This window comes from Terriglobales bacterium (assembly GCA_035764005.1).
Lineage (GTDB): Bacteria > Acidobacteriota > Terriglobia > Terriglobales > Acidobacteriaceae > Gp1-AA112.
Genome location: DASTZZ010000021.1, coordinates 27,748 through 53,674 on the forward strand (window position 1 = coordinate 27,748; position 25,927 = coordinate 53,674).

23 protein-coding genes and 1 tRNA gene are annotated in these 25,927 nt (G+C 56.1%); 10 read left to right on the top strand and 14 right to left on the bottom strand.

Annotation, left to right across the window (positions count from 1 at the left end; all coding sequences use genetic code 11):
• Positions 1–149: 149 nt before the first annotated feature.
• The 3 genes from lepA to rpoD all read left to right on the top strand — a co-directional run bounded on the left by lepA (position 150) and on the right by rpoD (position 4,756).
• Entirely contained in the window at positions 150–1,949 is a 1,800-nt protein-coding gene (lepA, locus tag VFU50_03415; protein HEU5231885.1) for a translation elongation factor 4, read from the top strand.
• A gap of 166 nt (positions 1,950–2,115) precedes the next feature.
• The gene (locus VFU50_03420; GenBank protein ID HEU5231886.1) at positions 2,116–2,625 is read left to right on the top strand and encodes a hypothetical protein; all 510 of its coding nucleotides are present in this window, start codon (positions 2,116–2,118) and stop codon (positions 2,623–2,625) included.
• 439 nt (positions 2,626–3,064) lie between these two features.
• A complete protein-coding gene (gene rpoD, locus VFU50_03425; GenBank protein ID HEU5231887.1) occupies positions 3,065–4,756 on the top strand; it encodes an RNA polymerase sigma factor RpoD in 1,692 nt (563 codons plus the stop codon).
• Between the two features lie 230 nt (positions 4,757–4,986).
• Here the strand turns inward: rpoD and VFU50_03430 are convergent, their stop codons facing one another.
• From VFU50_03430 to VFU50_03445, 4 genes are all read right to left on the bottom strand, one after another.
• On the bottom strand, positions 4,987–5,415 hold the full coding sequence (locus tag VFU50_03430; GenBank protein HEU5231888.1) for a PIN domain-containing protein: 429 nt from the start codon (positions 5,413–5,415) through the stop codon (positions 4,987–4,989).
• On the bottom strand, positions 5,402–5,725 hold the full coding sequence (locus VFU50_03435) for an AbrB/MazE/SpoVT family DNA-binding domain-containing protein (GenBank protein ID HEU5231889.1): 324 nt from the start codon (positions 5,723–5,725) through the stop codon (positions 5,402–5,404). The genes VFU50_03430 and VFU50_03435 overlap by 14 nt, the downstream gene beginning before the upstream one ends.
• A gap of 67 nt (positions 5,726–5,792) precedes the next feature.
• Positions 5,793–7,838, bottom strand: coding sequence for a PQQ-binding-like beta-propeller repeat protein (locus VFU50_03440; protein HEU5231890.1), 2,046 nt, complete (start codon positions 7,836–7,838; stop codon positions 5,793–5,795).
• Between the two features lie 144 nt (positions 7,839–7,982).
• Positions 7,983–8,444 (bottom strand): hypothetical protein, encoded by a 462-nt coding sequence (locus VFU50_03445; protein HEU5231891.1) that lies wholly within the window; start codon positions 8,442–8,444, stop codon positions 7,983–7,985.
• A gap of 76 nt (positions 8,445–8,520) precedes the next feature.
• On the opposite strand from VFU50_03445, the gene VFU50_03450 reads away from it, so the two are divergent.
• Both VFU50_03450 and VFU50_03455 read left to right on the top strand, forming a co-directional pair.
• Positions 8,521–9,165 carry a thiamine phosphate synthase gene (locus VFU50_03450; GenBank protein HEU5231892.1) on the top strand — a complete coding sequence of 215 codons (645 nt, stop codon included), beginning with the start codon at positions 8,521–8,523 and terminating at the stop codon, positions 9,163–9,165.
• A gap of 96 nt (positions 9,166–9,261) precedes the next feature.
• A tRNA-Glu gene (locus tag VFU50_03455) sits at positions 9,262–9,336 on the top strand.
• 134 nt (positions 9,337–9,470) lie between these two features.
• Here the strand turns inward: VFU50_03455 and VFU50_03460 are convergent.
• From VFU50_03460 to VFU50_03470, 3 genes are all read right to left on the bottom strand, one after another.
• Positions 9,471–9,884 carry a gas vesicle protein K gene (locus VFU50_03460; GenBank protein ID HEU5231893.1) on the bottom strand — a complete coding sequence of 138 codons (414 nt, stop codon included), beginning with the start codon at positions 9,882–9,884 and terminating at the stop codon, positions 9,471–9,473.
• A 71-nt stretch (positions 9,885–9,955) separates the two neighbouring features.
• Positions 9,956–10,588, bottom strand: a complete 633-nt coding sequence (locus VFU50_03465; protein HEU5231894.1) for a GvpL/GvpF family gas vesicle protein — start codon at positions 10,586–10,588, stop codon at positions 9,956–9,958.
• Between the two features lie 10 nt (positions 10,589–10,598).
• Entirely contained in the window at positions 10,599–10,823 is a 225-nt protein-coding gene (locus tag VFU50_03470; protein ID HEU5231895.1) for a gas vesicle protein, read from the bottom strand.
• Between the two features lie 284 nt (positions 10,824–11,107).
• Between VFU50_03470 and VFU50_03475 the strand changes: the two genes are divergently transcribed.
• The 4 genes from VFU50_03475 (at position 11,108) to VFU50_03490 (ending at position 15,419) form a co-directional block, all read left to right on the top strand.
• A complete protein-coding gene (locus VFU50_03475) occupies positions 11,108–12,706 on the top strand; it encodes a GAF domain-containing sensor histidine kinase (GenBank protein HEU5231896.1) in 1,599 nt (532 codons plus the stop codon).
• 22 nt (positions 12,707–12,728) lie between these two features.
• A complete protein-coding gene (locus tag VFU50_03480; protein HEU5231897.1) occupies positions 12,729–13,394 on the top strand; it encodes a response regulator transcription factor in 666 nt (221 codons plus the stop codon).
• 238 nt (positions 13,395–13,632) lie between these two features.
• The gene (locus VFU50_03485) at positions 13,633–14,037 is read left to right on the top strand and encodes a hypothetical protein (protein HEU5231898.1); all 405 of its coding nucleotides are present in this window, start codon (positions 13,633–13,635) and stop codon (positions 14,035–14,037) included.
• A 77-nt stretch (positions 14,038–14,114) separates the two neighbouring features.
• A complete protein-coding gene (locus VFU50_03490; protein HEU5231899.1) occupies positions 14,115–15,419 on the top strand; it encodes a hypothetical protein in 1,305 nt (434 codons plus the stop codon).
• 19 nt (positions 15,420–15,438) lie between these two features.
• On the opposite strand, the gene VFU50_03495 is transcribed toward VFU50_03490, so the two are convergent.
• The 6 genes from VFU50_03495 to mltG all read right to left on the bottom strand — a co-directional run bounded on the left by VFU50_03495 (position 15,439) and on the right by mltG (position 21,578).
• Positions 15,439–15,846, bottom strand: a complete 408-nt coding sequence (locus tag VFU50_03495) for a glyoxalase superfamily protein (GenBank protein ID HEU5231900.1) — start codon at positions 15,844–15,846, stop codon at positions 15,439–15,441.
• A 2-nt stretch (positions 15,847–15,848) separates the two neighbouring features.
• Positions 15,849–16,604, bottom strand: a complete 756-nt coding sequence (gene sdhB / locus VFU50_03500) for a succinate dehydrogenase iron-sulfur subunit (protein ID HEU5231901.1) — start codon at positions 16,602–16,604, stop codon at positions 15,849–15,851.
• Positions 16,605–16,758: 154 nt separating this feature from the next.
• On the bottom strand, positions 16,759–18,531 hold the full coding sequence (sdhA, locus tag VFU50_03505) for a succinate dehydrogenase flavoprotein subunit (protein ID HEU5231902.1): 1,773 nt from the start codon (positions 18,529–18,531) through the stop codon (positions 16,759–16,761).
• Between the two features lie 188 nt (positions 18,532–18,719).
• The gene (locus VFU50_03510; GenBank protein HEU5231903.1) at positions 18,720–19,484 is read right to left on the bottom strand and encodes a succinate dehydrogenase; all 765 of its coding nucleotides are present in this window, start codon (positions 19,482–19,484) and stop codon (positions 18,720–18,722) included.
• Between the two features lie 93 nt (positions 19,485–19,577).
• Positions 19,578–20,468 carry a DUF4292 domain-containing protein gene (locus VFU50_03515; protein HEU5231904.1) on the bottom strand — a complete coding sequence of 297 codons (891 nt, stop codon included), beginning with the start codon at positions 20,466–20,468 and terminating at the stop codon, positions 19,578–19,580.
• A 129-nt stretch (positions 20,469–20,597) separates the two neighbouring features.
• On the bottom strand, positions 20,598–21,578 hold the full coding sequence (gene mltG / locus VFU50_03520) for an endolytic transglycosylase MltG (GenBank protein HEU5231905.1): 981 nt from the start codon (positions 21,576–21,578) through the stop codon (positions 20,598–20,600).
• A gap of 152 nt (positions 21,579–21,730) precedes the next feature.
• On the opposite strand from mltG, the gene VFU50_03525 reads away from it, so the two are divergent.
• A complete protein-coding gene (locus VFU50_03525; protein ID HEU5231906.1) occupies positions 21,731–24,241 on the top strand; it encodes a non-lysosomal glucosylceramidase in 2,511 nt (836 codons plus the stop codon).
• On the opposite strand, the gene dnaA is transcribed toward VFU50_03525, so the two are convergent.
• Positions 24,218–25,657, bottom strand: coding sequence for a chromosomal replication initiator protein DnaA (gene dnaA / locus VFU50_03530; protein HEU5231907.1), 1,440 nt, complete (start codon positions 25,655–25,657; stop codon positions 24,218–24,220). The genes VFU50_03525 and dnaA overlap by 24 nt on opposite strands.
• Positions 25,658–25,927: the final 270 nt, after the last annotated feature.

The following is a 25,927-nucleotide window of genomic DNA, read 5'->3' on the forward strand; positions in this document are numbered from 1 at the left end:
CCAATCACGAAATTCCTACGAAAACCCGGGCGAGGGCGCCCGGCTCCACGACGGCTTACTCAAGTATCATGGAACAGTAGCGATTCCTCTTACCGCGCACCGAGGCGGCGGAGATCCGCTCCGCTCGAATTGATAAGCACAGAAGGCTAATGGACCGCCAGTACATCCGGAATTTCGCGATTATCGCGCACATCGACCACGGCAAGTCCACGCTCTCCGACCGTCTGCTTGAACTCACGGGCGCGCTCACTGCGCGTGAGATGCAGGAGCAAGTGCTCGACGCGATGGATCTTGAACGCGAGCGCGGCATCACGATCAAGGCTCACGCTGTGCGCATGATGTACAAAGCCAAAGACGGGCAGGAGTATCAGCTCAATTTGATCGACACGCCCGGCCATGTGGATTTTTCCTATGAGGTCTCGCGCTCACTGGCTTCGTGCGAAGGAGCGTTGCTCGTGGTTGACGCTTCGCAAGGAGTCGAGGCGCAGACGCTCGCGAATGCTTATCTCGCGATCCACAACGGGCTTGAAATCATTCCGGTCATCAACAAGATCGATCTGCCCAGTGCGGACATTCCACGAGCGAAGGAGATGATCGAACATGCTGTAGGACTCGATGCTTCCGATGCGCTTCTCGTAAGTGCCAAAACGGGACAAGGCGTTCCTGACGTGCTCGAAGCCATTGTTAAGAGGCTTCCTGCCCCGAAAGCTCCGGCGGACGCACCACTTCAAGGGCTCATCTTCGATTCATGGTTCGATCCGTATCGCGGAGTGATCGTACTCACGCGTATTGTTGCCGGCACTCTGCGCAAGGGTATGAAGATTCGACTCTGGTCGAACGGGAGAGTTTTCGATGTCGAGCAACTGGGTGTGTTGACGCCGAAGCCAGTCGAGATCGATCAGCTCGAGGCCGGAGAAGTCGGGTTTTTGATGGCGAATATCAAGAACGTCGCCGACACAAAGATTGGCGACACCATTACCGACGATACGCGGCCTGCAATCGAGGCGCTTCCCGGATTTGAAGAACTCAAGCCGATGGTGTTCGCGGGACTCTATACGGTCGACGCCCATGAGCACACATTGCTCCGCGAAGCCCTCGAAAAGCTGCGTCTGAATGATTCATCGTTCTTCTTCGAGCCGGAGAGCTCTGCTGCCCTGGGATTTGGATTTCGCTGCGGATTTCTTGGACTGCTCCACATGGAGATCATTCAGGAGCGGCTGGAGCGCGAATTCAACCTGGATCTGATTACAACCGCTCCGGGCGTGCGCTATCGAATCACGAAGACCGACGGCAGCATCGTCGATGTCGATAATCCGTCGAAGTGGATTTCCCAAAGCGAGATCGCCAAAGTCGAAGAGCCGGTGATCACGGCGATGATCATGACCAACGAAGAATTCGTTGGTGGAATTCTGAAGTTAGTTGAAGAAAAGCGGGGAAAGCAGAAAAACTTCGAATACGTGAGCGCGAATCGCGTGATGCTCACCTACGAACTGCCGCTGAACGAAATCGTCCTCGATTTCTACGATCGATTGAAATCTGTTTCGCGGGGCTACGCGTCGTTGGATTATCACCTTTCGGGAACATGGGAATCGCCGATGGTAAAGCTCGATATTCTGGTTTCCGGCGATCCGGTCGATGCGCTCTCGGTCATCGTTCACCGCGATAATGCTTATGAACGTGGACGCGCGCTTGCAGCCAAGATGAAAGAGTTGATCCCACGGCAGATGTTCGAAGTGGCAATTCAGGCCGCGATCGGAGGCAAAGTAATTGCCCGCGAGACGGTTCCGGCAATGCGCAAGAACGTTCTCGCCAAGTGCTACGGCGGCGATATCACGCGCAAACGCAAGCTGCTCGAAAAGCAAAAAGAAGGCAAGAAGCGCATGAAACGTATCGGTCGCGTCGATATTCCCCAGGAAGCGTTTCTCGCAGTTTTAAAAGTTGGGGAGTAGGATTGCTCAGCCGTTTCGCATGAAGCTCCGGATTCTCGTTTTTTCATTCATAACCTTTGCCGCCGCTCCGGCGTTCTGCCAATCCGGTGAAAACACTTCTTCGCTGAGCTGCTGGGACAGCCACCACGGCGGCACGTTTCAGACTCGGCACGCAAAGACTCCGATCATGAAATCGAGCGGCGGGTCCGCCTATGCCGACGTGACGGCCGAAGCCTCGACGAACTCCGGTGAAGCTCAGTTCTGTAAAAACACAGTTCAGGTTTTCTTCGCCAAAGACGGCACGAACTACAAACCGGTCTATGAGAAGGCCGGACTCGATGATGAAGGCGTCGGAATTAGGTTATTGGGCTGGTCACAGAACGGCAGCAAACTGCTGATGGAAACTTCGGTATGGGGCTACGATCTCGATCGCGACGTTTCCAAATCCGCTCTGCTGCTCGATTCCAGCACAGGCGAGGTGAAAGAACTCCCGTTGGCGGATGCCTTCGAGCATGTCTTCGGCAAAGATTGCGAGTTCGATTCCTCTGTTGTTGGGTGGCAGGGTGATGAGCGCGTGCTGATCCGAGTGGGCAAGACGCCTCCAACCACCAAATATCAGCAGACCTTCTGCGTCGAGAAACCGACCATCTACAGCTTCAACTTGAAAGAAGGCAAGATCCAAACCGGCAAGCCGTGAAGTTATGGTTCGTCTTGAACTTAATGTTGTGTTCCCGATCTCTCGGCGGAGCCTTTACTGCATTACCCCCGACTAGATCGGGTCTTCCATCCGGAAGCGCGCGAGCGGCATGTCGATTCCGCTGGAATTCGCCTCCATCATCCTGTCTTCCACAACTTTCTCCTGCATCCCTAATCCGCTGCTCGCATCTAAGCCTTCTAGGGCGGAGTGTCTCAGAGGCGCCAGACGCGCACACGTTAAGACAACTGGATCAGGTTTCATGCCTGTCGGAGAGCGTGATATCCTATTCTCTCCCGGATAGGCGTGCCTACCAGCCATTCATTCTGAAGAACTTACGACGCTCTGCCGATATAAAGTCGAGCCGCGCACTTTATCTGTGTTCGGGCTCGCCGTCCGGCCATCTCGGCCTACAAGCTTTTTGAACTGGAGATGAGTGCTCTTGGCGCTTAACGACAAATTCGACGACATTCAAAAACTAATCGACACAGGCAAGGAAAAGGGATACCTCACCTACGGGGAGGTCAATGATCTTCTCCCTCATGACATCCAGTCGCCTGACGACCTTGACGATCTGTTTACTACCCTCGGCACACAGGGCATCGACGTCTTGGAATCCTCCAAGATGCCCGGCGCCGATCTGAAAGACAAATTCGAAGACATGGAGGCGGGAGAAGATGTTGAGCTCGATCTCACGCCTGGAACCCTGGAAAAAACCAACGATCCCGTTCGCATGTATCTGCGCGAAATGGGAACCGTTCCCCTGCTCACTCGTGAAGGCGAAGTTGAAATTGCAAAACGCATTGAACGCGGACAGCTCCGCGTTCTGAAAGCAATTTCGCGTTCGCCCATCGTCATCAACGAAGTGCTCGCCATCGGCGAAGACCTGAAGCGCGGCGTTCGCTCGATCAAAGAAGTGGTCATCTTCGACGAAGAAGAGATCACCGACGAGATCATCGAAGCGCGCATCAAGGCTACGACGCACCGCATCGACGAAATGCAGAAGCATTTCAAGAAGGCGGAGCAGCTCGAAGAAAAGATCCAGAACGTCGATAGGAAAAAGCGTCCTGGTGAGTTTCGCAAGTGCCGCTGGGCTCTTGGACGCGAGCGTGTGCGCGTTTCGCGCATTATTCGCGAGCTGCGCTACACCAACTCGCAGCGCAAGAAGCTCATCGATCGCGTCGGACACGTAGCTGAACAGATGCGTTCGCTCGACCGTCAGTTCCACAACCTGGAAAAGAAAGTCGACTCCACGCGCTCGGAAGAGCTGAAGAAGGAATACCGTCGTCAGCAGCGCAACTGCAAGGCTGATCTCGAGAAGATGGAGCAGGAGTACGGCATCACCTTCATCGAGCTCAAGCGCACGCAGCGCGAGATCACGCAGGGCGACATCGACGCCGAGTACGCCAAGCGCGAGCTCATCGAAGCTAACCTGCGACTCGTGGTTTCAATCGCGAAAAAGTACACCAACCGCGGACTGCAGTTCCTCGACCTGATTCAGGAAGGCAACATCGGCCTGATGAAAGCCGTGGACAAGTTCGAGTATCGTCGCGGGTACAAATTCTCGACGTACGCAACGTGGTGGATTCGCCAGGCGATCACGCGCGCAATTGCCGATCAGGCACGAACGATCCGTATTCCGGTGCACATGATCGAGACCATCAACAAGCTGATTCGCACGTCGCGTCAGCTTGTGCAGGAACTCGGTCGCGAGCCTACGTCGGAAGAGATCGCCAAGCGCATGGATATTCCCGTGGCGAAAGTGCGCAAGGTTCTGAAGATCGCGCAGGAGCCGATCTCCCTCGAAACTCCGATCGGAGAAGAGGAAGATTCGCATCTTGGCGACTTCATCGAAGATCGCGGCGTAGTCTCGCCGGCAGAAGCCGTGATCAATGTGAACCTCAAGGAGCAGACGGCGCATGTGCTGCGCACGCTCACTCCGCGCGAAGAGAAAGTAATCAAGATGCGCTTCGGCCTCGAAGACGGCTCCGAGCACACGCTCGAAGAAGTCGGCCAGTCGTTCGCAGTCACGCGCGAGCGCATCCGCCAAATCGAAGCCAAGGCGCTGAGGAAGTTGCGTCATCCATCCCGCTCGAGGAAGTTGCGAGCGTTCATGGATGGAGTGAGGGATTAACAGCAGCTTCTAAGCTGCTAAGCTCCTGAGCTTCTAAGCTGAAAGGCGCGACCTGACGGTCGCGCCTTTTCATTTTTTTCATTTTTCACAACATTGTCGGAACCGTTCCCGGTAGGGAATGGGTGAGTTAACGCGCACGTTCCGCTCGTACCGGCACATTCCGCTTGTACCCATTCGCTACCGCGAACGGTTCTGACGATCTGTGCTCTGCTGCCGTGCTCCGATCCAAGCTAACGCCAGTCTTCCAGACGCAACTTTGGAACTCGGCGAAACTCCTGCACATTGCTGGTTACCAAAATCGCGTCCAGGCTAATAGCTTGAGCAGCAATCAGCGTATCGAGTGGTCCGATTCCGGTTCCGGACACCTGTAAGTGGGAACGTATTCTTCCATAGCTGTGCATGACGTCCTTGGTCAATGGAAACCACTGGAATGGCTCGATGATTGTTGACAGCTTCTGTTCCTCACTTTCGCGCAGATGCGGGTATTTGTTGGCGCGAAGTTCAAGTCCAAATTGCAGCTCACAGAGCGTGATTACAGATAGGCCGACAACATGGTTACTGCACACGGTCAGTCTCTTTCGGACAGCTGACGAGTTGGTTCGCAGCAAATCGACAACGACGCTCGTATCGAGTAGATACGTCGGATCATTTGTCGTCATTCGGGAACAGGTCTTCTAGGCCGGGCCGCTCCTGCTGGTGCTGGTCACGGGGCAACTCGAAGTCGCGCGGAAATTCATCGAGAGCAGCGAATGCGGCCGACCACCGATCGGCCGTTTTTGGAATTAGCAGAATGCCTGTTCCCATCCTCTTGACGAACACGCTGTCTCCAGGGACGCGATACTCCTTAGGAAGACGCACTGCCTGGCTTCGTCCGGTCATGAAGACTCGGGCCTCTGCCACCGATTCGCCATGAACCGCTTTTTTGAGATTTTTCGGAACCTTTTTAGAAGTCTTTTTCACCTTACTCATCGCTCGCATCGATATCTATCAAATGATAGATATCATATCTCAATTTGCATTGCGAGCTATTTCTCGACTATAGGCGATAACCCACCAGCGTCCCCGGTGTCGTCTGCAAGAACAACATGTCAGCGATGTCGTCAACCGCGTACGCAGGCTCGTTCTCTTTGCCGAGATTCACGCGCGCTTGCGGCTGGGCTGTGCTCTTGTCGATCTGCAGCAGAACGTTCCCTTTTCCGTCCGGCGCTTTGGTCAGCATGAACACGAATTCAGGCAAATTGAGCGATGCTTTGAAACGCTTCGTTGCCATTGCTGCTGACTGCCGAGAGTAGCCCTGAAGCTGCTGGCCTCCCTGGCTATATGCGGTCGCAAGCTGGCCTGCTACGTATTGTGTGGATGGATCTGAGGACTGACGCGAGGCTTGAGCAAAGGCATCGCCATAGGCTGAGGCTGCGGCGCCGTCGAGGCCTGCGCGTACGGCATTGATGGCGTAGAGAGCTCGCAACAATCCAGGGAGCTGCGGAGCCGGGTAGTACACCTGCTGCTTGATTTGTCCATCTCTGCCTACGATCACAAGATTCTGTGGCGAGCTGAGCACGATCCCTTCGGGGCGAATCTCCATCGCGGTTGGATCTTCGCCGCCCTGCAGCTTGATTTCGCTGCTGAATGCCTTGAATGTTCCCGCTTCGCGATCGACGGCATAGAGCTTGTGGTCGCGGTTGGCGAAGACGTAGAGCAGCTTTCCTTCGACTGCATGATGCAGGTAATAGCGGGCGGCATCGTAGGCATCTTGATTCGATCTCAGAGGCTTCCCGCTCTCGATGGCATCCTGGAATCGCGGCTCACCAGTCGCGAGATCAATGATGTTGACTTCGGCGTTCACACTGGCATCCGGACGAGAGATGTAGAGCAAGCCTGCGGGCGTGAGTTCCGCATACGAAAGCTGGCCCTTGATCTTAGCGTCTTTCTTCAGGCGCAGCGTTGCCGTCGAGACATCGAGGACGTTCACGAACGTTTTCGATTCGGCATCGATCGTGAGCACCACGGAGTTGCCGGCGATCATCGCGTCGATCACGGTGCCGTGCATACGTACCGCTTTGGGAAGAACGGTTGTGCCGTCGTCATATCGGGCTACATTGAGTCCTGTCTGCACCACGCCGTTCACCACACGACGGCTGCCGGTGGCTTCGTTCTCCGGCGGAGCTTCGGGCAGCATCACGATGCCTGCGGGATGCTGCACGATGTCACGAATCCATCCATCCACCTTGGCAGGCTGCGGCCAGAGCGCCTGACCATCGGCGAGGCGATATGCCGTCAGGCTGTCATCGAAGCTCACGTAAATGCGATCAGTCTTGTCGACGGAGGGGTAGAGCTGAACATGGTGAGGAAGGGAGGCGAAGCGCCCTCTGGGCAATGTCGCCGACCAGCGTACGTTGCCGGTGCGCGCATCGAGTCCGCGCAATCCCGTGAGAGTGTGAACCACGATCATCTCGGGCCCGGCCTGGAGCACTTGCAGTTCGGTCGATTGTGATGCGAGTTGCGTCAGTCCCTGCATGAGCGCACCGAAGCCTCTCCTTTTCGGGGCTTCCTCGGGCGCGAACAATGATTCATTCGTCCAAAGTTGCTGGCCGGTGCTCAGGTCGTACAATGCAACCGCGGCTCCGCCGGAAGCACGTTGTCCATGGACAAGAAAGGTGCCGCTCTGCGGCAGCACGCGGCGCGTGATCACCTTCGTGAAGTCGGCTTTGCGCGAATCGAAGACCACAGCGCCAGTCACCGGGTCGAAGATCTCATCAAGGCCTTCCCGTGTCGCTTCCATCAGGAGAGAACCCTCGAGCGGATGGACGTTGTCGATTGCCATTCCTGCCAACTCAGGCTTCTCCCAGGAGAGCCGACCACCATCGGTGTCGATCGCGGAGAGCGCATTGTCGGTCGAAACCAGCAGCGCGCCGGCCGGAGTGACCTGCTGCCATCGAATCGCGCCGTTTACTTTTACCGTCCACGCCGCAGTAGCCGACGACGGCGTCGCTTTCGCAGACTGCGCGCAGGCGTAAAAGGACAGAAAAGCGAGTGCAGAGAAGAGGGCGGCAGCGCGAAGGCCTCGAATCGACGAAGAGGTCATGACGATCTCCGTTCAAAACCGGGAATGGCAGGGGAGAGAACCTCATATTCACTTATGTAGGTTACGTGTGCAAAACACGGAGAGACATGTACTACCACGCGAGCTGCGAATTCGGAGTCAGGCGGTCTTCACCCGATGCGGTCCTTATGCAGCTCTCGGTCCGTCGATCTTGCGCTTCACCTCGTGCTCTTCGCCTTTGATCTCAACGCGCTCGCGTTTGATGTTGAGCCTCAGCCGGTCGAAGATCGACATGTATTGATTCGCCATCCAGACCAGAGCAAAGAGTCCAAGCAGGTATCCGCGCCAATCCGGGAAAATCAGTTTGTAGCGGGTAATGATAAGGAAAAACGCCGTGACCCAATGGCTGAAGCAGTATTCGCAGGTAAACAGATAGAAGAACTTCCGAACGAGCACATGCCGAGCCTGCTTGCTGCATCGCGCGCAAAATTCGCGCGGCTCGCGGAAGACTTCCTCATGCGTGATGGTCCAGCTAATGCTCGCGATGGGCAGTGCGATCAATAGCAGTTCAATGATCTGCACGCCGAGTTGGCCGGGGGGCATACCAAATAAAGAGTCGAGAATCACGAGCGGTGTTGCATTTGGCATCGCCGATCGGCGGATGTTCCATTAGCGAGAACAGGTCGCGGGATGCAGGCAGAGCCATCGTGCTAATTTCAAACCGGTGTTTCTCTACTACATCACCGACCGAAAACAGCTCTCCACGAATGAACACGACGCATGCCGACTGCTGCTCAACCGCATTCGCATGGTCGCTACTGCCGGCGTGGACGCGATCCAGGTTCGCGAACGCGATCTATCCGCACGCGAACTAAGCGCATTGGGAAGACGCGCCGTCGAAATCGTGCGCGCGACGAATCCATCCACGAAGGTGCTGATCAATTCCCGATCCGACGTCGCCATCGCCTGCGGTGCCGACGGCGTTCATCTGCGCTCGGATGACATCTCGGCGGCAGACGCCCGCTCCATCTTCATGCACGCCGGAATTCTTTATCCCATGATCGGAGTCTCGTGCCATTCACGGGCAGAGGTCGAGTTAGCCGAAGGCAATGGCGCGGACTTCGCCGTCTTTGGTCCGATATTCGCGAAGGGCAGTGAAATCAAAGAAGAAGGGGTCGCGTCGCTGGAGGCCGCTTGTAGTCGCCACGCCGCCAAGCCGCCGATGCCGGTGCTTGCCCTGGGCGGAGTCAGCTTACAGAATGCGCATGGATGTCTGCAGGCAGGAGCTGCCGGAATTGCCGGTATCCGCTTATTCCAGAATGGGAATGTCGACGAGGTGACTTCGCAATTGCGAAAGATTGCAAAGTAAGCGCTATTCACCGATTTCGATGCGCTTCCGCAAGGAAATCCCTGCAGGAACAGCGCAAACCGTTTGCTATAATCGAACAGTCGCTCTCACCCAAGTGGCGCTATCGTCTAGGGGTTAGGACGGAAGATTCTCAATCTTCAAACCCGGGTTCGATTCCCGGTAGCGCTACCAGAACTTGCTGCCCATCTCTCGATTGTGGTTTTCATTGATATTTCTATATCTGGGTCCAGCTTAAAATCAGCATAAATGGTTTGATCTGGATTCCTCCGACATAAAGGCATTCAGACGACGCAGGTTCATGTGACCTATTCGCGCGGATTCTTCTCTTCCGTCCACAACTGCCCCAGCGGTCCCAAATCGAGATTCAGGTCCTCGGGTCGAAGGCCGAACTGGGAGGCTAGTTCACGGATTTTCTGTTCCAGCTTCATTAGCGCTAAGCCCATTTCTTCGATTTGAGCGTCGGCGAGGCTGCCGCCTTCCATGCGGCGGATCGCTTGCCGTTCCAGCAGGCGGCGGAGTAACTCGATCAGGCTTAGCACGAGTCGGGCGAGTCCTTGCTCGATGTTCTCGGAGTTGCAGTCGATGCGCTGCGTAGTGCCGCTGGAAAGGGAGGCAAGCTCCTGATTCAGGCCTGCAATCGCTTGCTCCATATCATCGGGCGAGATCTTTTTGGGTTCGTCCCTCAGTCTGGGACTCCCGTTGTGCGAAGGCAAATCCATCGGCGGAATGGCTGCATCCTGAGACAGCAGAATCTTGTCTCTCCCTCTATGCGCCTCCGTGTCCGCCGTGTTCAATGTTTCGCGGAATGCGGTTCGAAGAACTCGGTCGCGGGCCAAGGCCCACTTGCGCGCATAGAAATATGGTTGAGTTTCTCACGAAAGCGTTCAACGGATTTGCTCGAAATGAGAGCGTACAGCCGCATACCGTCGCCGGTTTCTCGTTCCCGCCATTCAATCACAGTGTCGGCGAGCTGATGCTTCACCTGCTGCGCGTGCTCGCTGACCGAGCGTAGCTGAGCGGCACGCGCTCGCAGATGCTCGGCTCCGCTTGTCGCTTCCGGCGTACTTCTGTCCGGGTTAGCGATTCGGAGTTCCATCTGCACATGGTCGGCATGCCTGATCAGAAAGTCTCTGTACCGCGGTGATTCCTGGCGCAGATGTGCCTTCACCTCCTCAGCAGTGAGCCACGTTGGAAATCGAAAGGGAATGACTGCGCTTTGCGCAAATGTGTTTTGAATAACGCGATGAAACTCGAGCGCCGCCTGCTGGAAGTTACTGGGAGTAATGGCACTTCGTTCCATTTCGGAGCAAAGGGCAACCAGGCCCGACTCGGCTATCGCCTCCGCCTTCGAACTCAGGACGCCTTGTCCGGGAAGGCTGATCGCACCGCCGTCGAGGAGAATGCAATACGCGAGCAGGGGCATCCAGGGCGGCTCACCTTCCGAGCTGCTCTGGGTTGATGTGCTTTAGGGCGGTCTCAACTGAAGTAAGGATCGCGTTCAGGCCGAGATAGACGAGATCGACACCGGCAATCGAGATCACCACGCTGCCATGGAGCACTATGCCAGCGTTTAGCACATGATCCAGAACTTCGAGCAGCGAGGCTTCCTGTTCGGGGGCCTGAGCTGGGATCAGGATCGGGTTTTGGTCAGTGCGCATGGAGAAGAGCGAACACCCTTCGACTACGCTCAGGGCAGGCTCCGGTCACGATGAATCGGCTACAGGTCACGAAGAACAAGGCCATTCTAACTGACAGATCCTGCAGCAGCTCTGGATGGGGTGACAAAACCTGTCTCAGCTATTCTCCGTATAATCAAAAAGTTAACAAGATGGGAACTCTCTAATGACAAAACCTTAGGGCCTCGATTAGAATTATGACAACGTGGCGAGGAGTGAAGTTTACTGGTTAGGAACTGCTCGCCGGAATCCCCCGGAGTATAGCTTTGTCGTCCGTCCTCTCGCTGAAGGACAGCTCGCGCGAATTACTGGTTGAAATCCTGGGCGCACTCAATCCCTATTACAGCGACGTAACCGAAAAGTGGCGCGAGCAGGTTGCGGCGGAATTTGGCTTTGGACGGCGTGAACTTGGCGCTCTGGAACGGCTCAGCCTGCAGACCGCGCACTCATTTTTTTCCCACAACGATCTGCCTGGATTTTTCGAAAATGCCGACTACTTCGGCATGCGTTTGGCGAAACTGCAGGTGGACACGCGCGCGGTTGCGCGATCGCTGGAGATTTATCAGGAGCTGTGCGAGCCCTACCTGAGCGGGTTGTTTGGCGCGCGGCTGAAAGAAGTCAGCGCCACGCTGGATGTTCTGAAATCCTCGACCTTCATCACTGTTTCCGGCGCCTACTTCGACTCGAAAACCAGTGAGTTCGCCACGCTCCTGCGAGTGCTCGATGCGGAACTGTCTGCGGGGCAGATTTCCGGCATGTTCGAGAAGGTGCTGGAAATCACCAGCGCAAACTTCGGGGCGTCGATGGCGGCGATTCTGCTGCGTCGTCCTGAAGGTGATGGCTTCCGGCTGGAGAGCTCGCTCGGCGTAGAAGGTTTGCTTCCAAGCGACTCTGAGTTTGAATTGGGACAAGGCTTCTGCGGCAGTCTGGTCGCTACGGGCGAACCTGAAATGGTACTCGACGTCGCCAATGATCCGCGTATTCTGCATCCGGCGATCAAAGAACGCGCGACGTCGCTTTGGGGCGTGCCGCTGAAGACCGGCAAGACAGTAATCGGCGCGCTGATCATTGGTTTTGCGCGTCCTTACGAATGGCTGCCGAACGAGCGCGATCTGATGCGTGCCATTGCGGAACGCACGGTGATGGCGATAGAACGCGCGCAGTTAACCGAAGAGTTACGGGCTCGCGAAGCTCGAATCGCCGAGCTTTCGGCCCATTTGCTGGCTGTCCAGGAAGACGAGCGCAAGCGCATCAGCCGGGAGCTGCACGACGAAACCGGACAGTCGCTGATGGTGATTCGTCTCTATTTGGGAATGCTGGAAGCGCAGCTCACGGGACGAACCGCCAAAGGCAAGATTCGCGAGACGGTTGCAGTAGTTGACCGGACGATCGAGGGCATCCGGCGCATTATTGCCCGTTTGTCTCCACTGTTATTGCAGGAGCTGGGACTGGTGGCCGCGATCCGCAAGGAAGCCAAGGATCTGGCCAAAGCAACTGGCGTGAAGGTCCGCGTTGCCATCAATGAAGACGTTGGCCGACTTGCGCCAGAGATCGAGGCTGCGATCTATCGCGTAGTGCAGGAGTCGCTGCACAACGTCGCCAAGCATGCGCAGGCGAAATCAGCATCGGTGCAGATGAGCCGCCACGAGAACACGGTGTATCTGTCGATTGAAGACGACGGCATCGGCATGCCGGCGAAGGTGAACAGTCCGCGAAGCCACTCGTTTGGCCTTGCGGGAATCAAAGAACGAATAGCTTCTCTGGATGGCGAAGTGCGTGTCCATTCCGAGAAAGGGAAAGGTACGCGGCTGGAGATCATGGTGCCCGCGCGGCAATATCATGAGGCCATGTCGCAGACGGCGTAAATAACGCGAGTCAGGTAATCAAATGCCAAAAATCAGAGTTCTATTAACCGATGACCACACATTGTTTCGTCAGGGCGTCCGTCGCCTTCTAGAGACCGAAGCGGATTTTGAAGTAGTTGGCGAGGCGTCCGACGCAGGCGATTCCGTCGAAAAGGCGCGCGAACTGCGCCCTGACATCGTGCTGATGGACATCGGCATGCCCGGCCTGTCGTCGTTCGAGGCGGCGCGGCAGATTCGTAAGAACCGGCCGGAGACGAAGATTCTCTTCCTCACCATGTACGAGGACGAGGACTACCTCGTGCAATGTCTCGAAGTGGGCGCCGCGGGATACGTGCTGAAGGATACGCCGGCTCCGCAACTGCTTACCGCTGTGCGCGATGTTTACAAAGGCGGGAAGTATCTCAGCTCGCAGGTGCTGGGCAAGCTGGTCGAAGACTTCCGCTCACGCGTGCGCGACACGCGCATGAGGCCGCGTATTTCAACGTTGACTCCGCGCGAGCGCGAGATTCTGAAGTTGCTCGCCGAAGGCAACTCAGTGAAAGAAATTGCCGTCATTCTCGGTCTCAGCGTGAAGACCGTGGAAGCGCACAAGTTCAATCTCATGCGTAAGCTCGACATCCACAACAAGGCACAACTCGTGACTTACGCGATCCAGAAGAAGATCATCAAGATTCCAGTGAACCAGTAGCCTCCTCCTGAATCCTCAAGCCTCGCTTCGGCGGGGCTTCTTTTTTGGAAAGCCGTTTCACCACGGAGACGCGGAGGACACGGAGCAAAGCTCTTATCTTTGTCATTCGGTACCGCTTCTTGTCTTGTCATTCCGAACCGCTGCGTTTGCGGTGAGAAATCCCTACGGAATGCGAAACTGCAGCGCATACCGCGAATTTTGCATCCTGGTTGACCGTATAGCATCATTGAGAGAACGCATGCTAGCGACCCGGTTCAATACGGCGCTCGGGATATCGATCACAGGCGTGTTTCTGATCACAGCGCAATTCGCCATGCTGAGCCATGCGTCGATTACCCATCCGCTGCCGCGGACGATACTGACTTCTCAGGACGCCTCTGATACTGGCGTGAGACATTCTGGAGCAGCGGACTGCCATGAGGAATCCGCGCCGAAGAACCAGGCTCCGCACAATCACGATTGCTGCACGGTGGGCCATCTGCATGCGATCGGATCTGCGCAGGTGAGCATTGTTCCCTCGTTCGTCGTCACTTCGGCCGATAACTCGTTTATTCCATCTGCGAGTCTCGATCAAACTGCTTCGCCCGCCAGGCAGACTTCCGACAGCGGGCCACCCGGTTCCGCAGTTCCAATTCGAGTGTAGATCGAGTTCGCACTGCTGAATTGCGGGACAGCCTCGTCTCGCTCTCCTCACCTTTCGCACCAGCACGCGGAGCCTCGATGCGGACCTTCGTATTCTTCTTTATCACTATCCTCATCACAGCGAACATTTCCGTCGCTCAGAGCGATACTCATTCCACTCAGGGCGGAATGCCGGAACACGCAGGCCACATGTCCATGAGTGGTGGCTCGTCCGCGCTGATCGACGTCATCGAGCAGCACGAGACAGCCGGCACTGACGTGCAGCCGATCTCCACGCCGCAGAACATGCTCATGACTACGCGAGGCAATTGGATGTTCATGCTGCATGGTGTCGCGTTCCTCAACGACACGCAGCAGACTGGTCCCCGCGGGGCCGACAATTTTTTTTCAACAAACTGGATTATGCCAATGGCGCAGCGAGAGCTTGGCCGTGGCACGCTCACGCTGCGCATGATGTTGAGCCTGGAGCCCGCAACCGTTTCCGGCAGACGTTATCCTCTGCTCTTTCAGCAAGGTGAAACCGCGTTCGGCAGGCCCATCGTCGATGGGCAGCATCCACACGATTTCTTCATGGAACTAGCTGCGATGTACGACGAACGCCTGAGTGAGGATACGCTGCTGTCTGTTTACTTGGCGCCGATGGGCAGCCCAGCTCTGGGACCGATGGCGTATCCGCATCGCGCATCGGCTTCGGAGAATCCCGTAGCCACGCTCGGCCATCATCTGCAGGACTCAACCCACATTGCCGATGACGTGATTACGGTTGGGCTCACACATAGCAATTTCCGTATCGAGGCCTCCGGATTTCATGGTCGAGAGCCGGATGAGTTTCGCTGGAATATTGATACGGGAAAGATCGACTCGTGGGCTACGCGATTCTCAGCGAATCCCGGACAAAATTGGAGCTTGCAGTATTCCATTGGACAGCTTCACAGCCCAGAAGCTCTGTCACCGACCGAAGATCTCAGACGGATGACTGCATCGGTCATGTACAACCATCCGTTCCGGAACGGGAATTGGTCCTCACTGCTGCTCTGGGGCAGAAATCAGAGCCTCACAGACGGAAATGTGGGCAACAGCTATCTTGCGGAATCGACTCTTCGGCTTCACCGCAACAGCGTATGGACTCGCATTGAGAACACGGATCGCACGAATGAGCTGTTGCTCGATGGCAATCCCATTCCACCTGGGTTCGAGGAGCGCTACTTCACGCGCGTGCAGGCGTACACGCTAGGCTACGACCGCGAGATCGGCCACATTCCCCATGTGTCAACGGCCGTTGGAGGACAGCTCACGTCGTATGGCGTTCCAGACTTGCTGAAGAATACCTATGGAGGTCATCCAATCGGAGCGAACATATTTCTACGCGTGCGGATTGAATAGAACTTGAGAACGGCCGCAATCAAGCACTCTGACTCTTGAATTCGTTGAAACTGATTTGATTGCCGAATGGATCGATCACGTGCATCGCCCGAGCGCCCCAGAACTCGTCCTGGATTCCGGGGCGTAGGTATTTGTAGCCTTTGCTCGCGACCTCACGATGGAATTCATCGACTCCTGTCATCTCGACGTGAATGTGAGCCCCAGGCGAGCCGTCACCGTGATGCTCGCTCAGATGCAGGCTCAGGTCGCCACGCGAAACCTGCATGTACACGGGCATCCCAGGTTCGAACGTATGTTCCCAGTCGACTTTGAAGCCGAGGAAGCCGCAGTAGAATTCTTTCGCCTTCTCGACTGAGAAGATGCGTAGAATCGGCACCGTGCGGATGAATGTAATCGCGGCCTTCGATTCCGTGCCGGTTGCAGTCATAGTTATCTCGTGAAGATATCTTTGATTGCCTGCTTCATTACTTGTCCCCCGACCTCTGCGATCGCATTGGTCAGGGGGATGTCCTTCGGACAGATCTCCACGCAATTCTGGGCGTATCCGCATTCTTGAATTCCGCCGTCTCCCATGAGGGCATGCAGACGATCTTCTTTCAACGCGGCGCCTGTTGGATGCGTGTTGAATAGCCGCACCTGCGCGATCGTCGCAGCGCCAACGAAGTTGGTCTTGTCGTTGAATTGAGGACAGACCTCCATGCAGCAGCAGCATGAAATGCATCGTGAGAGCGGATACGCGGCTTCCTGTTGTGTGGTGCTTTGTCGTGGACCGGAACCCAGATCGTAAGTGCCATCCACAGGCACCCAAGCCTTCACTCGCTTGAGGTTCTCGAACAGTACAGAACGATCCACCGCAAGATCACGAATGACGGGAAATTTCGAAAGCGGCTCGAGCGTGATTGGCTGTTCGAGCTTGTCGATGAGGGCAGAGCATGCCATGCGCGCGCGTCCGTTGATGCGCATCGCGCAGGAGCCGCAAACTTCTTCAAGGCAATTCGAGTCGTAGGTGATCGGACGCGATGGTTTTCCGTCGCGAGTGACGGGATTGGCGGCGATGTCCATCATCGCCGAGATCACGTTCATGCCCGGCTTCCAGGGCAGCGCGAACTCTTCCCAGTATGGAGTTGATTTGGGCGAGGCTTGGCGTTTGATTTTTATCAGTACGGTTTTGCCGTTTGGGACCATTAGTTTCCAGTCATTTTCCGGTTGTCATTCTGAATCCGCCTCAGGCGGATGAGGGATCCCTATCGCCCCCGTTACGGAGAGTCATAGGGATTCCTCTCTCCGCCTCTCCCAAATGCAGGGAGAGGCTCCGCTCGGAATGACAATACAGCGCAGCTCAGTACTTCCTCGGCCGCGGTTTAATGAGCGACGTATCCACGGGTTCAAATTCAAATCGTGGCTCGTCCGCATCGGGAGCGAAGTACGCTTTCGTTGTCTTGAGGAAATTCACGTCATCCCGCTCCGGGAACTCCGGTTTGTAGTGTGCGCCGCGAGATTCGTTGCGTAATGCTGCTCCCTGTGTGATTACGCGCGCGAGCTGCAGCATGTTGTAAAGCTGGCGCGTGAAGACGAACGACGTGTTCGCCCACATCTCGCGGTCACTCAGGTTGATGCGCTGATAGCGTTCGAGGAGTTCAACGATCTTGGCGTCGGTCTGCTGCAATGCTTCGTTGTAGCGGATGACCGTGACGTTTTTCGTCATGATCTCGCCCAACTCGCGCCAGAGCCGGAAGGGATTCTCCGTTCCCTCCGAGTTCATCAATCGGGCGTTGATCTCTTCCTGCCGCTTGCGTTCCGAATCGAATGCGCCATTCACGCTCGCCGATTTCGACTGATTTCTGGCGTATGCCAGCGCCTGCGGGCCGGCTACAAATCCGCCGAAGATGCAGGACACCAGCGAGTTCGCACCGAGACGATTCGCGCCGTGGTAGCCGTACTCGCATTCTCCGCACGCGAAGATGCCAGGAATACTCGTGGCCTGCTTGAAATCGACCCACAGTCCGCCCATGGTGTAGTGCATGCCCGGGAAGATCTTCATCGGCGTGACGCGCGGATCGTCGCCGACAAACTTCTCGTAAATCTCCAGAATGCCTTCGAGTTTGCGGTCGAGCGTGGCGCGATCGATGTGCGTGAGATCGAGATAGACCATCGGCTGGCCATCGATGCCGAGGTTGTACTCATAAACGACTTTGTGAATTGCTCGTGTAGCTACGTCGCGTGGAACCAGGTTGCCGTACTTGGGATACCACTCCTCAAGGAAGTACCAGCGATCCGATTCGGGAATGCTGCGGGGATCGCGCTTGTCGCCTTGCGTTCTCGGAACCCAGACGCGTCCGCCTTCGCCGCGGGCTGACTCCGACATGAGACGCAGCTTATCGTCCCCTGGAATCGATGTCGGATGCACCTGGATGAATTCACCGTTCGCGTAATATGCACCTTGCTGATAAAGCGCTGACTGCGCCGATCCGGTGCAGACCACGGAGTTCGTGGATTTTCCGAAGATCGCGCCAATGCCACCAGTGGCGATAATCACCGCGTCGGCGGGGAAGGTGCGAACCTCCATTGAGCGCAGGTCCATCGCGCAAATGCCGCGACAAATTCCCTGCGAATCGATGACCGCAGAAAGGAATTCCCAGCTCTCAAACTTGCTGACACGGCCTTCGGATTCGTATCGACGCACCTGCTCATCGAGGGCATAGAGCAATTGCTGGCCAGTCGTGGCTCCGGCAAATGCGGTGCGGTGATACAGCGTTCCGCCGAAGCGGCGGAAGTCGAGCAGCCCTTCGGGAGTGCGATTGAATGGCACGCCCATGCGGTCGAGCAGATCGATAATGCCCGGCGCCGCCTCGCACATGTCTTTCACTGGAGGCTGATTGGCAATGAAGTCGCCGCCATAGATGGTGTCATCGAAGTGCTGCCAGGTGGTGTCGCCTTCGCCTTTGAGGTTCTTGGCCGCGTTAATCCCGCCCTGCGCGCAGACGGAATGCGAGCGCTTCACCGGCACGATGGAAAACAAATCCACGTGTCCGCCGGCTTCGGCAATTTTGATGGTCGCCGATAGCCCTGCCAGTCCACCACCTACAACGATGATCTTTGGATTCGCCATTATGTGTTCGTTGTCATTCCGAACCGCTGGTTTCGCGGTGAGGAATCCTTATCGCCACCCACAAACCAGAGGATTACGAAGCCAACGCTACCGATTCGGAAGAACTCCTGATCGTCCAGGATCTTCATAGCAGTCCGTAGGGATTCCTCACCGCCAAAAACCGGCGGTTCGGAATGACAGCGGAATGCAGCTCAATGCACCTGCTCGCCTTCCACCTGTCTGGCCGTCGCAGGATCAGTGCCCATATGTCGCCACGCCGGATCGGGAGGGGCAACGAAGGCCTTCACCGTCACCATTCCCACGATCACAAACAGCAATCCGATCACCAGGCAGACTCCGCCCACTTTGCGCCTCGCTCGTTCGCCCTGTGCGATTCCCCATTTGGCACAGAAAAGCCAGATTCCGTAGGCAAAGTGCCAGGAGGCGCAGATGATCGCAATGATGTAAAAGGCCAGCATCCAGGGATTCATCAGCTCCTGCTGAACCTTCCCGAATCCGGCGCCGGGATACTCAAGCAGTCGTGGTCCGCTGAATCTGAGGTGGTACACGTGCTGGATGATGTATGCGAATGTAATGATTCCCGTCCATCGCTGGGCCGTGTACATCCAGTTTCCTTGCCACGGGTAGGTGATTACGTTCGATTCGCCGCGATACCAGATGTAGATCCCATACAGGGCGTGATAAAGGATCGGAATATAGATGAAGGTCCATTCCAAAAATGGAACAAAGGGTAATGAATTCAGAAACTTGATTTGCGTTGCGTATGCGTGAGGACCGTTGGTCGCATACGCATTGGAAACGAAGTGTTCGACAAGGAAGGCCCCGATTGGAACAATGCCGCTGAGCGAATGCAAGCGGCGAAGCAAAAATTGATGACCCTGTCCTGCGCGCAACGGCTTAACGCCCGACGATCTCTCCTGCTCGTAACCCGCGCTCGGAGGCGCTGCCGTCGCCATCGTTTTCCTCAACTCTCCTTAGTGGTTCGGGAATGCACTAGCAAACTTCTCATTATCTGGTTCAGCGGAAGAGCGAGTCAAATAAACTCGCACCTATTTCAGTGTAGTCACCTGCGCGCCGGGCGGTTGGTTCAGCACAAATTGATCATCAGAGAGTGGCTTGTTGAGCTCAAGTTTCTCGATCGTGATCTTGATCGTGTACTCCTCTTTTGGACGATTGATCGTAATCACAGAGGGAAAGCTGATTCCACCGTAGTCGGCAAAGTCTTCATAGGTCGCCTTTGTCGCAATGGCGCCGCTGGCGTCGTAGATCATTTGCTGGTGAGGCTTGAGATCGGTGCGGGCAAAAGTGATCTTTCGCTCCAACCGCCACCAGTCGCCGTCGCGCTCAAGCACGTCGATGATGTAGTCGGGAATCTCCCAGCTCTTCTTTTTATCGCGCGCGTCGGGCACGACCTCCGTACTTTGCTCGAGAAACGCGATCTCTGTCGGCTTGATTTCGTGGAGCAGCAGCGAATCAAAGAACACCTTTGGACGAAGGTTCTCGAGCGTGTTCTTCGAAGGCTGGGCGGGCTCGTTCGCCGGTCCAGTGATGAACTTGTTCAGCGGCGGGATCGAGAGCTTGAAACTCGTACCGTCACTCACCATATCGAATGCACGGCTTCCCACCAGCGGTAGCCGACCGAGCACGTGGAGCATGTCCGGATCTTTTTCCAGGATGTTGCCCTTGATCTGCTGAATATCGGTGACTTGCCCTTTCTTGGTACCCCCGAGCGATGTAGCAATTTCAACGGTCGCGCTAAGCGAGTGAATCTTCCGGGCTTCGGTGTTGATTTGCTCGACGAGTTGCGGCAGCGTGGCGGTAAGAAGATTAGAGGTATTTACCTGTCGGCGTTCCAGCTTGCGCGTGTGAACCAGGCACCCGGAAACCGAGAGTGCGAGTAAACCTACTACGAGGGATTGAGCCGCCGATCGTATGTGCATGCCAACGGGTGAGGACTGCCGAAAAATTCAGTATATAAGAGCGCTTCGATTCACAACCGCAGACTCGCGCCAGCGAAACGGTATCGCTCAGCTTTTGCTGCGTGGCAGGGGACTAATTAGGAGTCGAGGTTATCGCCCGCCGCCAACGGCGCGTCGATATTCGGCGACATTTCGCTGATGCTCTTCGAGGCTCTTCGAAAATCGGTGATGTCCCTGGTTGTCGCTGACGAAATACAGGTAGTCAGTGTGCGTCGGATGCATCGCCGCAAGCAGGGAGTCTTTTCCCGGATTGGCAATTGGCCCGGGCGGCAGTCCTTGATTACGATACGTGTTGTAAGGCGAGGAATATTTGAGATCGGACGCGTAGATCGTTCCACGGTATCGATTCGCGAGCAGCGCCGCATAGATCACGGTCGGATCGGTATCGAGCGCCATGTGCTGTGCCAGCCTGTTGTAGAAGACTCCGGCAACCAGCGGACGTTCGTCCGCGACCGCCGTTTCCTTCTCGACAATTGACGCCATCGTGACGATGCGATGCACGTCGCTGGTCAGGCCAATCTGGTGCGCTTCCTGATGGAATCGCTTCACCATTGCTGCAATCACATCCGGCGCTTTGTTCTTGCGCGCAAAGCGGTAGGTATCTGGATACAGATAACCTTCCAGGCTCGGCGCGAATGGATCAAGATCGTGAACCAGCGCGACTTGGCTCCGGGCCTGCTCCAGGAAATTCTGTTGCGAGTCGATCCCTAACTTCTCCACCTCGGCAGCGATGTCGAAGATGTTGTATCCCTCGGGAACAGTGAGAACTCTCGCGTAAGTGTCGCCGCGCGCGATGCGGTTGTAAATGTTGCTCAGGGTGTCCGGATGATCGAAAGCGTACTCACCCGCTTTGAGTGAACGATGCCGGTAGAGATGTACAAGAAGAAACGCCCAGCGGCTGCGAATCATCCCAGCCTGCTTCAGCTCTGTAGCAATGTGTCGCGCTGAGGAGCCGTTCTTAAAATCAACAAAGGTCTGCTGCGACGGGCCGGTACGCATCACATACACGAATCCCACCCAGATGACCGCTGCGACCAGCACGACAATAAACCACGCAAACAGCCTGCGCATTCTCAAATTTTAGATTCATTTCAGCCCCGGCAGGCTCACCGAATCCCACGCCTAAATTCCGTTGGTACAGGCCCCGCAGTTACACGATTGCACAATGCACAGTTCAGCAGTACACTCGTGCGCACTGCTCAAAGAGGCTAGTAAATCGATTTATGAATAGTTCTTTTGCCTGTCGTTCTGCTCTTCGTGCGTTTGTGTTTGTCCTTATTGCCGCGCTCTATGCCGGAGCCGACGATGCTATCCCACGAGCCGCCTGGCGAATTCCCATCGGACAACCGCCGGCCAACCCCGGCGGCACAAAGCCGGAGCTCGTGAATCAGAACATCGACGATGGCTATTGGCAGGGCGCTCCCGTCGGCGGATTCGGCGCAGGTACGTTCTCGCGGTCTTATCGCGGACACTTCGAACGCTGGCACGTCAAGGCCGGTGTTCACAAATATCAGGACGTGCCGTCGAATCAGTTCGCGGTCTTCGTTCAGCGCGAGGGCGAGAAGCCAGTCGCGGAAGTGCTTGCTACAGGCAAACCGCAGGGCGGGGCTCTTGCGGCGTGGAACTGGAGCTATCCGGCAGGAGCGGGCGAATATGCTGCTTTGTATCCGAAGTCGTGGTTTGTGTATCGCTCTTCCGAATTGCCGGTGAGTCTCACGCTGGAGCAGTTCTCTCCGGTTCTACCTAACAACTACAAGGAGTCGAGTTATCCCGTCGCGATCTACAACTGGTTCGCGCAGAATCCGAGCGATAAGCCCGTCACCGTTTCCATTCTCTTTTCATGGACGAACATGGTGGGGTGGTTCCGCGACGAGTTGCCAAACTTCTCGGGCGCACTCAACAACCAGAATAAGAATTTTTATCGCGCCGAGCAGATTGGTAGCGGAAACATGCAGGGCATCATCTTCGACCGTCTGCGCAATAGGCCAGTTCAGGACGAGTGGGACGGCCAATTCGCCATCGCCGCACTGGCCGGCTCGGGCGTCGAGATTTCCTACATTACAAACTGGTTTCCCTTCGGCGGAGGTGAAGAAGTTTGGAAGCCGTTTTCAGAATCGGGACGCCTTCCGAATTGGGCTCCGAAGGTGGCCAGCTCCGGTGAGCCAATGGCCGCGGCGATTGCGGTGCGCTTCACGCTGGCTCCGAACGAGAAGAAGCTCATTCCCATGGCACTCTCCTGGGATCTTCCCATTGTGGAATTTGGAGGCGGACGCAAATGGCTTCGCCACTACACCGAATTCTTCGATGCTTCAGGAACGAATGCATGGAAGCTCGCCAGAACCGCGCTTGAAAGCGATCAGAACTGGAGCGCGCAGATCGATGCGTGGCAGAGCCCGATCGTCAACGACGAGTCCAAGCCGCTGTGGTATCGCGGCGAGCTCTTCAACGAGCTCTACATTCTTGCGGACGGCGGCACGATGTGGGGACACGAGTTGCATGGGCTCGGCAATCCGAAGCATCCATCAGCCAAGCTCGCCGACAGCTTCAGCTACCTCGAATGCTTCGACTACAAGTACTACGGGACGTCGGACGTGCGCTTCTACGGCTCGTTTCCTCTAGTGAAGTTTTGGCCCGAGATCGAGAAGCAAGAGATGCGTGAGTACACCGACACGATCCCCGAAAGCAATCCGCAGGAGTATGTCTGGGCGTGGAAAGCCGAGCACACGCGCAGCCTGACGCTGATGCCGCGGAAGACAGCCGGTTCCGCTCCGCATGATCTTGGCTCGCCAACGGAAGATCCGTTCGTGAACGTGAATCAGTACAACTATCAGGACGTCTCCAACTGGCGCGATCTGAACAGCAAATACGTGCTGATGGTGTGGCGCGATTACGTCTTCAGCGGCTCCAAAGACACGGACTTCCTGCGCTACACATGGAATGCCGTGAAGCTTGCCATGGAGCACTTGCGGCAATATGACACCGATGGCGACGGACTGATCGAAAACGGCGGCTTTCCCGATCAGACATATGACAATTGGGTTGCGCGCGGAGAGAGCTCGTACAGCGGCAGCCTGTATTTGGCCGCCTTGCGCGCTACGGCTGAGATCGCACGCCACATCGGCGATAGCGCAACCGCTAAGACGTATGACGATCTCTTCAAGCGTGCGCAGGCTGCATTCATCAAGAAGCTCTGGAACGGCACGTACTTCAACTACGACGTAGGCAGCGACTACAAAACCGACATCATGGCCGAGCAGCTCGCCGGACAGTGGTACGCGAATCTCACTGGACTCGGCGATCTGGTTCCGGCAGAGATGCGGCGCTCCGCGCTCAAGCACGTCTTCGATTACAACGTCATGAAGTTCCAGAATGGAACGATGGGCGCGATCAATGGCATCGCAGCGGATGGAACTGCGTTGCACGAAAACGAGCAGGTAGAAGAAGTCTGGACTGGAACGACGTTCAGCGTCGCGTCCCACATGCTCTCGGAGGGCATGCGCGACGAAGCTTTCAAGACCGCCGAAGGCGTGTACAACGTAGTCTGGAAGGACCGTGGCTACTTCTTCCGCACACCGGAAGCCTACGATGCTCGCGGATTCTACCGCGCCAGCATGTATATGCGTCCGGGTGCGATCTGGTCGATGGAACTCCCGCCGGCAGCCGTTGCTGTCGCCAGGCGCATGGGAGCAAGGCAGACTGCGAACGGAACCTCAACCGTTCAGAGTTTCCATTAACTTGTTGATGGTGCGGTTCAGATCTTTATCCGCGCGGCGCTGCTCATCGATTTTCGCGATCGAATGCATCACCGTAGTGTGATGCTTGCCGCCAAACTGCCTGCCAATTTCCGGCAGCGAGCAATCGGTCATCTGCTTGGCGAGATACATCGCGATCTGCCGCGGAACAACGATTGACCGTGAGTTGTTCTTCTGCTTGATCTCCGGCAGGCGAAGCCCGAACTGTTCCGCTACTGCTTTCTGAATCGACTCGACGCTGATCTTCCGCGCCTGCGAGTCGATAAAGTTCTTGAGAACCTGCTGTGCTGTGCTGAGCGTCACTTCCGCTCCGGTGAGCGAGCAGTACGCCATCAGGCGGATGAGCGCGCCTTCGAGCTCGCGCACGTTGGTGCGAACGTTGGACGCGATATAGAGCGCGAGATCGGTCGGGAGTGGGACTTTTTCGCTCTCACTTTTCTTCTGCAGAATTGCGACCTTCGTCTCCAGGTCTGGCGGCTGAATGTCGGCGATCAGTCCCCACTCAAACCGGCTGCGCAAGCGATCTTCGATCTCCGCCAACTCCTTCGGCGGACGATCACTGGCAATCACGATCTGCTTCATCGATTCATGCAGAGCGTTAAACGTGTGGAAGAACTCTTCCTGCGTGCGCTCTTTTTGCGCGAGGAACTGAATGTCATCGATGAGCAGCAGATCGACATTGCGGAACTTGTCGCGGAAGCTCGTCATCTTGTCGTAGCGCAGCGAGTTGATCATCTCGTTGGTGAACTTCTCGCTGGAGACATAGCAGATCGCAGCTTCGGGCATGCGCTTCTTTACTTCGTGTCCGATCGCCTGCATGAGGTGCGTCTTACCCATGCCAACGCCGCCATAAAGAAAGAGCGGATTGTAGGCCTTTGACGGACGCTCAGCGACAGCACGCGCTGCCGCGTGTGCGAACTGATTGCCGCTGCCGATGACGAAGGCGTCGAAGGTGTACTTCGGGTTGAGTTGAGCGGCAGTTTCCCAATCAAACCGCGCTTGTGAAGCGCCAGCTGGAGCAGACGCAACTGCACGAGCCGGGGCCGCCGCGGCTCCGTTCCCCATTGAGTGATGGGTCACCGACTGCGCCGGAATTCCCTGGGATGGAGGACGCTGCGCGACTACCGCCGGATCCTCCTCGACGGTGACGAATTGAAAATCTTCAAACTCAAGGCCGAGGTTATCGACCGCTTCGAAAATAAGGTCGCCGTATTTGTCGCCAATGTGGCGGAACTCGGGAGTGGGCACGCGTACGAACATCACCTTGCCCACCGCATGGCTGAATCGCGTTGGCTTGAGCCAGGTTTCGAAAGAGTGTCGATTAACTTTCTTTTCCAGGGCGCCCAGGATGCGCATCCATGGATTTACTTGAGCAGCAGCAGTGGTAGAGAGCGACATTGAATATTTCCAGTAAAGCATCCGCGCGTTCGCCAGCGGCAAAACAAATGTCCGAACGGCGGCTATTGGCGGTTCGAAGGGGAATTATCGAGCGCCAAAGTTCATCGTTTTGAGCCTGAAAAAGCCTTCGCTACGGAATCGAAGGTCGGAGGCTGAGCGTTCACTTGCTGAATCGTTAAACTTGAAACTCAACGGATAGTAGCACAAAAAAATCGGTTGTGGAAAACTTCTGAGAGCCGCATTTTTAGTGCATTTTCTGCACATTTCACA